Consider the following 13,080-nt stretch of genomic DNA (forward strand, 5'->3'; position numbering starts at 1 on the left):
AGGAGATCCACGCCATGCGTGGATGGGGTCAGATCCCTTGCCTGCGGCAAGGGATCCGACCCCGGACCTGGCGCCTCACCCCACCCGGCGCAGGAATTCCTCGGCGTCCATCGGTCGGCCCAGGTGGTAACCCTGCAACTGATCACACCCCAGTTCGCTCAGGTACTCGCGCTGCGCCTGCGTCTCCACGCCCTCGGCCACCACCTGCAGCTGCAGGGTGCGGCCCAGCGCGATGATCGACGAGACGATGGCGGCGTCCTCGTCATTGCGCTCCAGGTCGTGCACGAACGCACGGTCGATCTTCAGTTCGGTGGCCGGCATGCGCTTGAGGTACAGCAGGCTGGAATAGCCGGTGCCGAAATCATCGATGGCGATGTGCACGCCCATCGCGGTCAGGTCGTTGAGAATCGCGAGGCTGGCATCGACGTCCTTCATCGCCGTGGTCTCGGTGATCTCCAGGGTCAGCCGCGCCGGTTCGATCCGGTGCCGCTGCAGCACCTCGCGCACGCTGTCCAGCAGTGCCGGCGAGGCGAACTGCAGCGGCGAGAGGTTCACCGCCATCGACCATTCCGTATGCCCGGCCTGGTGCCATGCCCGCAGCTGCGCACAGGCGCGGTCCAATACCCAGTCACCGATCGGCAGGATCAGGCCGCTGCGCTCGGCAATGGGGATGAACACGTCCGGCGCCAGCAGTCCCAGCTCCGGGTGCTGCCAGCGCAGCAGCGCTTCGGCCCCGGTGGCCGGTGCGCCGGCGGCAGGGAACTTGGGCTGGTAATGCAGGATCAGTTCGTCGCGGGCGATGGCCTTGCGCAGGTCCTGCAGCAGGCGCAGCTGGCGGTTGGCACTGAGCTGCATCGAGGGGGTGAAGAAGGTGTAGCCGTTCCGCCCGGTTTCCTTGGTGTGGTACATCGCCGCATCGGCGTGGGCCATCAGCTCGCGCTCGTTGCCGGCGTCATCCGGGTACAGGGCAATGCCAAGGCTGGCGCTGACCTGCAGTTCGGCCGCATCCAGCAGGAACGGTTCGCCGGCCGCGGCGATGATGCGCTCGGCCACCACCACCGCATCGTCGGGAATGTCGATGGCCAGCACGATCACGAACTCATCGCCGCCGAGGCGGGCCAAGGTATCCTGCGGTCGCAGCTGGCCGCCGATGCGCTGTGCCACCGCCACCAGCAGGCGGTCGCCGAGCTGGTGGCCGTACGCATCATTGACCGCCTTGAAGCCGTCCAGGTCGCAGAACATCACCGCCACTGCATGGTTGCGGCGCCGCGCCTTCTCGATGGCCTGCTCGATGCGGTCCTGCAGCAGCATGCGGTTGGGCAGCTGGGTCAACGGGTCGTGCAGCGCGGCCTGGATCAGCTTGTCGTTGGCGTGCGCCAGCGAATCGGCCAGCAGACCGGTGCGCACGCGCATCTGCCGGTCGAACAGCGAGGCGACCAGGGCGATGCCCAGCGTGGCCACGGTGGTGACGATCACCAGCACTGCCAGCCAGCGCGTGTCGATGCCGCCACTGCCGACGGCGCCACAGATGCTGCCTTCGGGGAAGCGCGCCGCCGCCATGCCGGTGTAATGCATGCCGACGATGGCCAGCCCCATCACCAGCGAAGCGAGCGCGCGCAGCAGCAGGGTGTTGCGCCGCTCGGCGCGCAGGCGGAAGGCGATCCACAGTGCGGCGCCGGCGGCACCGATGGCCACCGCGATGGAGGCGGCAAACCAGCCCGGGTGGTAGTCGATGCCGGGCTGCATGCGCATCGCCGCCATGCCCAGGTAATGCATGGTGGCGATGCCCAGGCCCATCAGCACGGCACCGGCCAGCAGCCGGCGCCACGGCAGGCTGGGCCGCGACACCAGCCACAGCGCATAGGCCGAGGCGCCGATCGAGACCGCCAGCGAGTACAGGGTGATGCCAAGGTCGTAACCCACCGGAATCGGCAGGTCGAAGGCGAGCATGCCGATGAAGTGCATCGACCAGATGCCCAGGCCCATGGCCGCCGCCCCCCCGGCCAGCCACCAGCGGGCCACGCGACCCTCGGCCGTGGCCAGGCGCCCGGCCATGTCCAGTGCCGTGTACGAAGCAAGAATGGCCACCAGCAGGGAGATGATGACCAGGCTCTGACTGTAGCTGCCAGTCATGATGAATCCAGTGGGGGAGGGAGGGGCGCCCGCAAGGCGCACGCCCGCGACCCCTATCGGCGCAGGTGGGCAGGACTTGAGTGGTCGCAGCACCTGCGACCCGGCTCGGCTATCCTGCCACGCCTGTTCCCGTTGCTGGAAATCATCCGATGGCAAAAGCCCGCACCGCCTACGTCTGCAATGAATGCGGCGCCGAATTCAGCAAGTGGCAGGGCCAGTGCACCGAGTGCAACGCCTGGAACTCGCTGTCGGAAATCGTGCTGGAAAGCGCGGCGGCGGCCAAGGCGCCGGCTTCGCGCCGGGCCGGCTGGGCCGGCAAGATCGACCCGCCGAAGATCACCGCCCTGAAGGACGTGGAGCAGACCGAGCATCGCCGGGTCTCCACCGGCATCGGCGAGTTCGACCGGGTGCTGGGCGGTGGCCTGGTCGAGGGCGCGGTGGTGCTGGTCGGTGGCGATCCGGGCATCGGCAAGTCGACCCTGCTGCTGCAGGCGGTGGCGAAGATGGCGGCCGAACTGCCGGTGCTGTACGTCACCGGCGAGGAATCGCTGGCGCAGGTCGCCGGCCGCGCGCACCGCCTGGAGCTGCCGCTGGACGGGGTCAACGCACTGGCCGAGACCGGGGTCGAATCGATCCTGCAGCATGCGTCCAAGGCCGGCCCGCGGCTGATCGTGGCCGACTCCGTGCAGACCCTGTGGACCGAGAGCCTGACCGCCGCGCCCGGTTCGGTCAGCCAGGTGCGCGAGAGCGCGGCGCGGCTGGTCCGGTTTGCCAAGGAAACCGGCACGGCCGTGTTCCTGGTCGGCCACGTGACCAAGGAGGGCGGCATCGCCGGCCCGCGCGTGCTCGAGCACATGGTCGACGCGGTGCTGTATTTCGAGGGCGAGAGCGGCAGCCGCTTCCGCCTGCTGCGCGCGTTCAAGAACCGCTTCGGTGCGGTCAACGAACTGGGCGTGTTCGCGATGGGCGACAAGGGCCTGAAGGAGGTCTCCAACCCATCGGCGATCTTCCTGTCCGGCGGCAGCACCCATCAGCCGGGCAGCTGCGTGATGGTCACCCGCGAGGGCACCCGGCCGCTGCTGGTGGAGGTGCAGGCGCTGGTCGATGCGTCGCCGCTGTCGAATCCGCGCCGTGTCGCGGTCGGCCTGGAGCAGAACCGCCTGGCCATGCTGCTGGCGGTACTGCATCGCCACGGTGGCGTGCTGGTCGGCGACCAGGACGTGTTCGTCAACGTGGTCGGTGGCATCCGCGTGCAGGAAACCGCCGCCGACCTGCCGGTGCTGCTGGCCGTATTGTCCTCGCTGCAGGATCGGCCGCTGGCGGAAAAGACGATTGCGTTCGGCGAGGTGGGCCTGTCCGGTGAGATCCGACCGGTGCCCAATGGCGAAGACCGCCTGCGCGAGGCCGCCACCCATGGCTTCAAGCGCGCCATCGTGCCCAAGGCCAATGCGCCCAAGGGCGGATCGGTGAAAGGCATGGAAGTGATCGCGGTGGAGCGCCTGTCCGAGGCCATCGACGCGGCGTGAGGCACTGGGGGGACTGCTGCGGGGCCTGCCTCTACATACGTCGTATACGGCAACGGTCAGGCTGGCTGTGCTAGTTTTTCCCGCTCGACGAAGGCGCCCTCTGGCGCCTTTCCGTGCCCAGGAGTAAACGATTACATGCAGGACACCGCGCTCACCGCCCCCAACGCCGAGATCCGTCGTGCCGGGGTCGATCTCAATGGACTGATGACGGTGCTGGGCAAGCACCTGTATTCCGCCCCGGTGGTGGCGCTGCGCGAGCTGGTGCAGAACGCGCACGACTCGATCATCCGCCGCCGCATCGAGCAGCCCGGCGCCCAGGTGCCTTCGCGCATTTCGGTGCAGGTCGATGCCGGTGCCGGCGTGCTGCGCATCACCGATACCGGTGCCGGCCTGACCCGCCAGGAGATCCACGACTACCTGGCCACCGTCGGTGTCGGCTATACCCGTGGCCTGCGCCAGGGCGGCGAGGATGATGAAGGCCTGATCGGCATGTTCGGCCTCGGCTTCCTGTCGGCCTTCGTGCTGGCGCGGCGGGTCAGCGTGCGTACCACCTCGTACCAGACGCCGGAGCTGGGCCATCTGTACGTGTCCAGCAATGCCGAGCAGTACACCGTCAGCGAAGTGCCGGCACGCGCGGTCGGCACCGAGGTGGAACTGGAGCTGCATCCGGACTTCCTGCCGCTGGCCAACGAGGCGCGCCTGCACGAGGTGCTGGGCCGCTACTGCGCGCTGCTGTCCGAACCGATCTTCATCGGTGCTGCGACCGAAGCGCTCAACCCCGAGCCGCCGCCGTGGCGGGGGCAGGGTGACGTGGCCGTGCACCCGGTGCAGGCACGCCGCCAGGCACTGCAGTTCGCCGCGCGCTTCGAGCACGATTTCGAGCCGATCGTCACCGTGCCGCTGCGTGCCGACGGCAACAGCGATGCCACCGGCCTGCTGTGGGTGCAGGATGGTGCCACCTATGGCACCAGCGACAACCGCAACCTGTCGGTGTTCGTGCGCGGCATGCTGCTGGATGACGATGCCCGTGACCTGCTGCCGCCGTGGGCCGGCTTCATCGGCGGGGTGATCGAATCCTCGCGGCTGACTCCCACCGCCAGCCGCGAAGACCTGCAGCGCGATGACCAGTACCGCGCTGTGCAACATGCCTTGCTGGAGGCGCTGATCGATGGTCTGGCCGACGTTGCGCGGCAGCAGCCGGAGGCGTGGCGACGCGTATTGAGCCGCCACAACGAGGCGCTGCTGGGCGCGGCGCTGTGCGATGACCGCCTGTTCGACCTGCTGATGGAGCATGTGCGCGTGCCGACCTCGCAGGGCGACCTGCCGGCCAGTGCCCTGCCGGCGCGCGGTGCCGTGCATGTCATCCTCGACAATGGCGGTGGCTTCGAAGAGATGCTGTTCCGCGCGATGGGGGTGCCGGTCGCGCATGGCCATCGTTACGCGGTGGTGCCGTTCCTGCGGCGCTGGGCCCAGGCCAAGGGCCTGCGCCTGGTTGAACTCGGCACCGAGCAGGGCAATCGCGCACTGTTCCGCAGCGATGACAGCCTCGACGATGCGCAGCTGGCCTGGCTGCGCGAACAGCTGGGTGATGGCGAGCAGCTGCTGCCGGCGCGTTTCAGCCCGGAAGCACTGCCGGTGGTGGTGGTGCCCGACCGCGAGGCCGAACTGAAGCAGCGCCTGGAAGACGACGAGAACGACAAGCGCGTTTCGATGGCGGCGCTGCGCCTGGCGCGCCAGTTCACCGCACGCATCGAATCGCGCGCACCCTCGCGGCTGTACCTCAACCTCGACAACCCGGCGGTGCAGGCGCTGCTGCGCGCCCAGCGCGAGGGCCACCCGCAGGCCGAAGCGGCGGCGCGCCTGCTGCGCTCGCTGAAGATCATCGTCGCTGCGCAGGGCCGTCCCTTGGCCCGGGCAACGACCGCCACGCAGGGCCCGGATCTCAACGGCGCCTTTACCGATATCGCCGGTGCCCTGCAGCAGATGCTGCGCTGAGCACCGCGCCCTCTCATCCAGCCTTCGCTAGACAGGAGTACTTACCCCATGGACATCTGGAACTGGGTCGAAAAACTGCAGGGCGACCTGCGCCAGGCCGGCCAGGCGCAGAACGCGCACCTGCTGAACCGCCTCGCCGACGAGGTCAGTGAACTGCAGATCGACCGCGTCGATGCACTGCTGCCCGAAGCACGCGCACTGGGCAAGGCGCTCGACAACCCCTGGGTCGACGTCTACGTCGGCCACTGGGCGCTGCGCAACCGCGTCGGCAACCGTGTTGAAGGCGAGAGCGCACTTGGCGAAGCCGTTGCGCTGTTCGAGCGGGCACACCGCGAAGACACCTTGGAATGCCCGCAGTCGATCTGCGTGACCCAGGACCTGGCCGCCTGCTACGGCAACATCGATGGCCCGGGCTGGGTGCCCGAGCGCATCGAGGTGTGCGACGAGACCCTCGGCCGCATCGATCCCAGCTGGGCCTGCTTCCAGTGCCTGAGCTGCGAGAAGGCCGATGCGCTGCTCGACGATGGCCGTGGCCAGGAGGCGCTGGATTACCTGCAGGCGCAGGCCGACGCCGTGGAGGCCTGTGGCAAGGAAGTGTTCGACAGCTTCCCGGAGATGCAGATCAAGATCCTGCTCGCTGTCGGCCGCGCCGACGAGGCACTGGCGCTGATCGAGAAGCGCGAAGCCGAAGTGGCCGCCTCCGGGGAGTACGAGCCGGCCAACTGCACGGTGCCGCGTCGCCTGTCCAAGGCATGGGCGCTGGCCCAGCTGGGCCGCGACGAAGAAGCGCTGCAGCAGCTGGTGCCGTGGAGCGAGCTGACCCCGAACTACTGGCGGCTGTGGGCGAACACCGCCGCAGCGCTGTGCCAGCGTGACCCTGCGCGCAATACGTGGGACCTGGGCACGCGCTTCAACACGATCATCGAGCACTTCGCCCGGGTCGGATCGCATCGCCTGCTGATCGAAGTGGCAGCGCTGAGCCTGGAGCTTGCCCTGCAGCGTGGTGCGCGCTGGGTGGCGCTGCGCCAGCTGGAACTGGCCCGCACCCATCTGGCGCAGCTGCGCCAGGACCGGGGGGCGGCAGCGCTGGTGGCCGGCCTGGCGGCGCGCATCGATGCATTGCCGGATGTCGCACCGCTGCCGGTGCCGGCCGGCGAGCTGCTGGCATGGCTGGACGCGCAGGGTGAACAGAACCAGGCGCGCGACCCCGAGCGCGAGGCGCAGTGGTTGCTGCAGGCGCAGGCGCAGCTGCCCGATGACGAGGCCTTGGCCGAGATGGCCGCCTCGGCGCTGAGCGCCTGCGGCGCGCAGGCCGAGGCGCGAGCGCTGTTGTGGCGGTTCGTACGCAGCCATGCGCAGAACGATGGTCCCGCAGCCTACACGCTGATGCGCTGGCTGGCCGAGCAGGGGGACGACGACGGCCTGCGCCAGCTGGCCGAGGTCTACCGCAGCAGCGTGCCGGTGTTCGCGCACTGGTGCGACGTGCAGCGCGCACGCCGGGTGTCCGACTGGCCGGCGCTGGAGCAGGCGGCCCGATCGCTTCTGGAGCTGTCTCCGGGCTCGCACGGCGCGCGCGGCACGCTGGCGCGCATGTACATGGAAACCGGCCGCTTCAGCGAGGCCCAGGCCTGCTATGCGCAGTTGGTGGAGCTGCTGGACGAGCCGAACGCCGCGCATTGGGACCACATGAGTGCGGCCAGCGCGGCGCGCGACTGGGACGCGGTGCGCCGCTCGGCCGCGGCGATCGGCATGGAGCTGTCCAGCCACGAGGGCGTGGTCGAGGAGCCTTGGGGCTGGGTGATCATCCGCAGCGAAGAGAACGGCGAACCGATGGAGTACTACGCCCGCCGCAGCGGACCGGTGACCGCGCGCATCGTCGAGAATGCGCCGTCCAACCGCGCCCAGCAGGTGGGCGACTGGGTGGTGTTCGATGCCGCACTGGTGCATCCGGCACCCGAGGAGGAGGAAGCGCGCGAGCATTTCATCCCGACCTATGCGCAGGTGCATGTGCTGGAGCGCGGCGGCTTCGCCCGCAGCTGGATGATCGATGGCGCGCACCCGGGCGAAGAGGCGTGGAATGCCTTCGTCGAGGCGGCCGAAGCACAGGGTTGGAAGGTGTGGTCGCACAGCCGCCCGGACTACACCGTCACCGACCCCGATAGGGAGGAGGGCACGCTGCCCGGCCTGCTGTTCACCGTCGCCCAGCCGCAGGACCATGCGCCGCTGGCGCTGCACCGCTTCCTCCAGCAGCACACCGCGACGTGGCCGCATCCGCATTGCTGGCTGCGCCTGGCTGAAGCCTGTGACCAGGATCGCCAGCCGCACCTGGACGTGATCGAGCGTTACGGGTTGTAAGCCGGGTATCGGGTAGTGCCGGCCGCTGGCCGGCAGCACCGGGATATCCTGTAGTGCCGGCCAGCGGCCGGCACTACATCAGGGACGGATACATGCGAAAGACAGGGATGTTCGTGATCGCCGGGCTGCTGCTGGCCCCCACCGTGCAGGCCGCACCGGCCTGCCAGGAACCCATGGCCGTTGCCCGTGCCTTGTTCGAGGCCACGACCGGCAATGGCGACCTGCTGGAGCCACCGCCCGCGCTGGTCAGCCCGGCGTTCGGCAAGGCACTGCGTGGCGAGCGTGCCTGCCAGCAGCGCGAAGAGGGCATCTGCACGATCGATTCCGACCCGTGGCTGGATGCGCAGGACGGCGACATTGAAACCCCGGTGCGTTACCGCTGGAAAGAGGCCTCGGCCACTGCCGGCCAGGTCGAGATGCGCTATGCGGTATGGAAGAAGGCCTACGTGACCCGTCTGCCGATGGTGCGCCAGGGCCAGGGCTGCTGGCAGGTCGATGACATCCTCACCAACAGCGGTCGCTCGGTGCGGAAGATCCTGGCGCAGCCGGTGCCCTGACCGGCGGCAGCATCCACGCAGGGTGCGGTCCAGTTGCCGGCCAGCGGCCGGCACTACCAGGTGATGTTGGGTGGGTGCCGACCGTTGGTCGGCATGCCTTTATCGCGAATGCCCGAACACCAGTTCGATCACGAACTGGCTGCCGAAGAACGCCAGCAGCAGCAACAGCATTGCCGCCAGCGTCCAGTGCACCGCCTTCATGCCGCGCCAGCCGTAGCGGCGACGGCCGATCATCAGCACGCCGAACACGATCCACGACAGCACGCTCAGCACGGTCTTGTGCACCAGCTTCTGCGCCAGCAGGTCGTCGACGAACAGCACGCCGGTGACCAGGGTCAGGGTCAGCAGCGCGAAGCCGACCGTGATCACCCGGAACAGCAGCGATTCCAGGTCGGCCAGCGGTGGCAGCGCGCGCAGCCACGGGCGGAACTCGCGGCGGCGCAGGGCGCGTTCCTGCAGCCACAGCATGATCGCCAGCAGCGCGGCGATGCTCAGCGTGGCGTAGGCCAGCAGCGCCAGCCATGCGTGGCTGGCCAGGCGCCAGCCCAGCACCTTGCTCGGCTCGTGGCCGTAGCCGTGATAGACCAGAAGCAGTACCGCGGCCAGTGGGAACACCACCACGCCCAGCGCCGACATGCGGCCGCGCGCGCCCACCAGCGAGGTCAGCCAAGCCATGCCCAGGCCGACCAGCGACAGCGCGGCGAAGAAGTGCATGTCCGGCCCGCCGTTGGTGCGCATCGCCACCATCACGTGGTAACCGCCATGCAGCAGCATCGCTGGCAGGGCCGGCCACAGCCAGGTGGGGGAGCCGGTGCTTTCATCGCGGCCGAGCGCGCGCACCAGCAGGGCACTGGCAGCCAGGTAGAGCAGGACGGCGATGAGAACGATTGTCATCGTTGCAGTTTCGCATACCCCTGTGATGCTGGCGACGGCCCGGTGGTCGCAGTCCGGGCGGACAGCCGGACCCGTTATACTGTCTGCCTTATTGTCCCCCGCTTTCAGACAGGTTGCGCCGCATGTTCGAGTCCCTGACCCAGCGCCTTTCCGGCACCATCGAGCGCCTGCGTGGCCGCGGCCGCCTGACCGAGGAGAACATCCGCGAGGCGACCCGCGAGGTGCGCATCGCGCTGCTCGAAGCCGACGTCGCGCTGCCGGTGGTGCAGGCCCTGATCGAGCGCATCAAGGTGCGCGCGGTCGGCCAGGAAGTGCTGAAGTCGCTGACCCCGGGCCAGGCCCTGATCAAGGTCGTGCGCGACGAGCTGACCGCGGTCATGGGTGCCGAGGCCAGCGACCTGAACCTCAATGTGCCCGCTCCGGCCATCATCCTGATGGCGGGCCTGCAGGGCGCCGGCAAGACCACCACGGTCGGCAAGCTGGCCAAGCACCTGAAGGAAAAGCGCAAGAAGAAGGTGATGGTGGTTTCGGCCGACGTCTACCGCCCGGCCGCGATCGAGCAGCTGAAGACCCTGGCCGAGCAGGTCGGCGTGCTGTTCTTCCCGTCCAGCGCCGACCAGAAGCCGGAGGCCATCGTCCGCGCCGCCATCGACGACGCGCGCAAGTCGTTCGTCGACGTGCTGCTGGTCGATACCGCCGGCCGCCTGGCCATCGACGAAGCGATGATGGCCGAGATCAAGGCCCTGCACGCTGCCGTGAACCCGGCCGAAACCCTGTTCGTGGTCGACGCCATGACCGGCCAGGACGCGGCCAACACCGCCAAGGCCTTCGGCGACGCGCTGCCGCTGACCGGCGTGGTGCTGACCAAGACCGACGGTGACGCCCGTGGCGGTGCCGCGCTGAGCGTGCGCTACATCACCGGCAAGCCGATCAAGTTCGTCGGTGTCAGCGAAAAGCCGGAAGGCCTGGACGTGTTCCATCCGGACCGCATCGCCAGCCGCATCCTCGACATGGGCGACGTGCTGTCGCTGGTCGAGCAGGTGGAGCAGCAGGTCGACAAGGACAAGGCCGCCAAGCTGGCCGAGAAGGTCGCGAAGGGGAAGAAGTTCGACCTGAACGACATGCGCGACCAGCTCGAGCAGATGCAGAACATGGGCGGCATCGGCGGCCTGATGGACAAGCTGCCGGGCCTGGGCAACATCCCCGACCACCTGAAGCAGCAGGTCAGCCAGGGCAAGGAAGTGCCGCGCATGATCGCCATCATCGGCTCGATGACCAAGAAGGAACGGCGCAACCCGAACCTGCTCAACGGCTCGCGCCGCGCGCGCATCGCCAAGGGTTCGGGCGTGACCCCGGCCGACGTCAACAAGCTGATGAAGCAGTACATGCAGATGGAAAAGATGATGAGCAAAATGGCCGGCGGCGGCATGAAGGGCATGCTGCGCAGCATGAAGGGCATGATGGGTGCCATGGGCGGCCGTGGCATGCCGTTCCGTTGATGACGGCCCCGTCCGCAGTGTGATGTAGCGCCCGAGCCCACGCTCGGGCGGCGGCGCGCAAGCGCCGCAGCAGGTGGTCGGGCAGCAGGCTCGACTCTTCCCCTGTCCCGCGCGCACCATGGGGGCCTGTCCGAAACGATGGGCCATCATGCAGAGTTCCGCTGTAACTTCCCGCGTCGAGGCGTTCTGCCGGCGCTTTGGCATTTCCGTTCCGATCCTGCTGGCACCGATGGCCGGTGCCTGCCCCGTACCGTTGTCCGCCGCGCTGGCCAATGCCGGCAGCATGGGGGCGATGGGCGCGGTGCTGTCGTCGTCGGCCGATATCGGTCGCTGGATGGAGGACTTCCGCGCGACCTCCACCGGCCCGGCGCAGGTGAACCTGTGGCTGCCGGACCCCGCACCGAGCCGTGATGTCGCTGCCGAGGCCGCCAGCCGCGCTTTCCTCGCGCAGTGGGGCCCGGACGTGCCGGCCAGCGCCGCCGACGCCACGCCTGCCGATTTCGAAGAACAGTTCGCTGCGTTGCTTGCGGCACGCCCGGCGGTGGCGTCGACCATCATGGGCGTGCTGCTGCCGCGCCACGTGCAGCAGCTGAAGGACGCCGGCATTGCCTGGATCGCCTGCGCGACCACCTTGTCCGAAGCGCGTGCCGCACAGGACGCCGGTGCCGACGCCGTGGTGGCGCAGGGCATGGAGGCCGGTGGCCATCGCGGTGCGTTTGATCCGGCAATGGCCGAACGCCAGCTGGTCGGGCTGTTCGCGCTGTTGCCGCGCCTGGCCGATCACCTGCAGATTCCGGTGATCGCTGCCGGTGGCATCGCCGATGGCCGTGGCATTGCTGCCGCACTCACCCTGGGGGCCAGCGCCGTCCAGATCGGCACCGCCTTCCTGCGCACGCCCGAGGCGGCGATCGCATCGGCGTGGGCCGATGGGCTGGCCGCCAGCGAACCGGAAGATACCTGGCCGACGCGCGCGTTCAGCGGCCGCCTTGGCCGTGGCCTGGCGACCGCGTATGTGCGCGCCGCTGCTGCCGAAGGCGCCCCTGCGCCGCGCCCGTACCCGGTGCAGCGTGGCCTGACCGCGCCGATGCGCAAGCAGGCCGTGCAGGAAAATCGCCTGGCGGCGATGCAGGCCTGGGCCGGGCAGTCGGCGTGGATGGCGCCTGCACAGCCGGCCGCCGACGTGCTGCGCGGCATGTGGGAACAGGCGCAGGCGCTGCTGCGATGAGGGTCACCTGCAATGGCCAGCCGGCGCAGGTGGCGGACCTGCTGCCGGCGCTGGTGAACTACGGCCACTTCACCTCGCTGCAGGTGCGTGGTGGTGCAGTGCAGGGGCTGGACCTGCATCTGGCGCGGCTGTCGCAGGCCACGCGCGAACTGTTCGGCAGCGAACTGGACACGGTGCAGGTGCAGGCGTGGATGTCGCAGGCGCTGCGGCAGGCCGGCCTGGCCGATGCCTCGCTGCGGGTGACGGTGTACTCGCGCCGCTTCGATTTCCGCAATCCGCTGGCGACCGTGCCGGTGGACGTGCTGGTGGCAGTTTCAGCGCCGGTGGCCCTGGCCGCGCCCAAGCGCGTGCGCAGCGTGGCCTGGCAGCGCGAAATGCCGCAGATCAAGCATGTGGGCACGTTTGGCCTGTTTGCCGAGCGGCGCGCGGCGATGGCGCAAGGATTCGACGATGTGCTGTTCGTAACCGCCGATGGCGACGTGAGTGAAGGGAGCACCTGGAACCTGGCCGTGCACGATGGTGAACGGCTGCTCTGGCCGCAGGCGCCGGCCCTGCGCGGGACCGCCGAAACGTTGCTGAAGCAGCATTGGCCCGGCGCACAGTTGACGCGGCCGTTGGCGCTGGCAGAACTGGACAGTGTGAAGGCCGCTTTTGCCTGCAACGCCAGCGGCCTATGGGCGCTGGACGCCATCGACGGGCATGCCCTGCCAAGCTCGCAGACGCTGGCTGAACAGGGCAGGGCGGTGCTGGCAGCGGTGCCGTGGCAGCCGCTTTCCTGAACGAGGCGCGTGATTGCCGATCGCTGGGCATAGCCGGACGCTACCTTGAAGCGTTGCAGCCGGTAGCGCCGGGCCATGCCCGGCGGATGCGTCCGCAGCGAACAACACTCAGGAGTT

Annotated in this window: 9 protein-coding genes; 7 read left to right on the forward strand and 2 right to left on the reverse strand. The window is 68.9% G+C overall.

The window, feature by feature from the left end:
* Window positions 1-75 precede the first annotated feature (75 nt).
* Window positions 76-2,133 (reverse strand): putative bifunctional diguanylate cyclase/phosphodiesterase, encoded by a 2,058-nt coding sequence (locus VG556_RS05220; RefSeq protein ID WP_100449626.1) that lies wholly within the window; start codon window positions 2,131-2,133, stop codon window positions 76-78.
* A 149-nt stretch (window positions 2,134-2,282) separates the two neighbouring features.
* On the opposite strand from VG556_RS05220, the gene radA reads away from it, so the two are divergent.
* The 4 genes from radA to VG556_RS05240 all read left to right on the forward strand — a co-directional run bounded on the left by radA (window position 2,283) and on the right by VG556_RS05240 (window position 8,566).
* Complete coding sequence (gene radA, locus VG556_RS05225; RefSeq protein WP_014646395.1) at window positions 2,283-3,659, forward strand: DNA repair protein RadA; 1,377 nt, start codon at window positions 2,283-2,285, stop codon at window positions 3,657-3,659.
* Window positions 3,660-3,794: 135 nt separating this feature from the next.
* The gene (locus VG556_RS05230; RefSeq protein ID WP_100449627.1) at window positions 3,795-5,654 is read left to right on the forward strand and encodes an ATP-binding protein; all 1,860 of its coding nucleotides are present in this window, start codon (window positions 3,795-3,797) and stop codon (window positions 5,652-5,654) included.
* A gap of 48 nt (window positions 5,655-5,702) precedes the next feature.
* Entirely contained in the window at window positions 5,703-8,009 is a 2,307-nt protein-coding gene (locus VG556_RS05235; RefSeq protein ID WP_049441479.1) for a tetratricopeptide repeat protein, read from the forward strand.
* Window positions 8,010-8,101: 92 nt separating this feature from the next.
* A complete protein-coding gene (locus VG556_RS05240) occupies window positions 8,102-8,566 on the forward strand; it encodes a hypothetical protein (protein WP_100449628.1) in 465 nt (154 codons plus the stop codon).
* Between the two features lie 99 nt (window positions 8,567-8,665).
* Here the strand turns inward: VG556_RS05240 and VG556_RS05245 are convergent, their stop codons facing one another.
* Window positions 8,666-9,460 carry a cytochrome C assembly family protein gene (locus VG556_RS05245; protein WP_100449629.1) on the reverse strand — a complete coding sequence of 265 codons (795 nt, stop codon included), beginning with the start codon at window positions 9,458-9,460 and terminating at the stop codon, window positions 8,666-8,668.
* A gap of 122 nt (window positions 9,461-9,582) precedes the next feature.
* Between VG556_RS05245 and ffh the strand changes: the two genes are divergently transcribed.
* The 3 genes from ffh (at window position 9,583) to VG556_RS05260 (ending at window position 12,963) form a co-directional block, all read left to right on the forward strand.
* Window positions 9,583-10,959, forward strand: a complete 1,377-nt coding sequence (ffh, locus tag VG556_RS05250) for a signal recognition particle protein (protein ID WP_014036403.1) — start codon at window positions 9,583-9,585, stop codon at window positions 10,957-10,959.
* Window positions 10,960-11,107: 148 nt separating this feature from the next.
* Window positions 11,108-12,184, forward strand: a complete 1,077-nt coding sequence (locus VG556_RS05255; RefSeq protein ID WP_046429548.1) for an NAD(P)H-dependent flavin oxidoreductase — start codon at window positions 11,108-11,110, stop codon at window positions 12,182-12,184.
* Window positions 12,181-12,963: an aminotransferase class IV family protein gene (locus VG556_RS05260; protein ID WP_049404398.1), complete on the forward strand. Its 783-nt coding sequence runs from the start codon at window positions 12,181-12,183 to the stop codon at window positions 12,961-12,963. Before VG556_RS05255 ends, VG556_RS05260 begins: the two co-directional genes overlap by 4 nt.
* Window positions 12,964-13,080: the final 117 nt, after the last annotated feature.

Source organism: Stenotrophomonas sp. CASM106 (genome assembly GCF_049384825.1).
Lineage (GTDB): Bacteria > Pseudomonadota > Gammaproteobacteria > Xanthomonadales > Xanthomonadaceae > Stenotrophomonas > Stenotrophomonas muris.

Coding starts and splice junctions, on each gene's coding strand:
- VG556_RS05220 (WP_100449626.1), bottom strand. CDS start 2,133: ATGACTGGCAGCTACAGTCAGAGCCTGGTCATCATCTCCCTGCTGGTG.
- radA (WP_014646395.1), top strand. CDS start 2,283: ATGGCAAAAGCCCGCACCGCCTACGTCTGCAATGAATGCGGCGCCGAA.
- VG556_RS05230 (WP_100449627.1), top strand. CDS start 3,795: ATGCAGGACACCGCGCTCACCGCCCCCAACGCCGAGATCCGTCGTGCC.
- VG556_RS05235 (WP_049441479.1), top strand. CDS start 5,703: ATGGACATCTGGAACTGGGTCGAAAAACTGCAGGGCGACCTGCGCCAG.
- VG556_RS05240 (WP_100449628.1), top strand. CDS start 8,102: ATGCGAAAGACAGGGATGTTCGTGATCGCCGGGCTGCTGCTGGCCCCC.
- VG556_RS05245 (WP_100449629.1), bottom strand. CDS start 9,460: ATGACAATCGTTCTCATCGCCGTCCTGCTCTACCTGGCTGCCAGTGCC.
- ffh (WP_014036403.1), top strand. CDS start 9,583: ATGTTCGAGTCCCTGACCCAGCGCCTTTCCGGCACCATCGAGCGCCTG.
- VG556_RS05255 (WP_046429548.1), top strand. CDS start 11,108: ATGCAGAGTTCCGCTGTAACTTCCCGCGTCGAGGCGTTCTGCCGGCGC.
- VG556_RS05260 (WP_049404398.1), top strand. CDS start 12,181: ATGAGGGTCACCTGCAATGGCCAGCCGGCGCAGGTGGCGGACCTGCTG.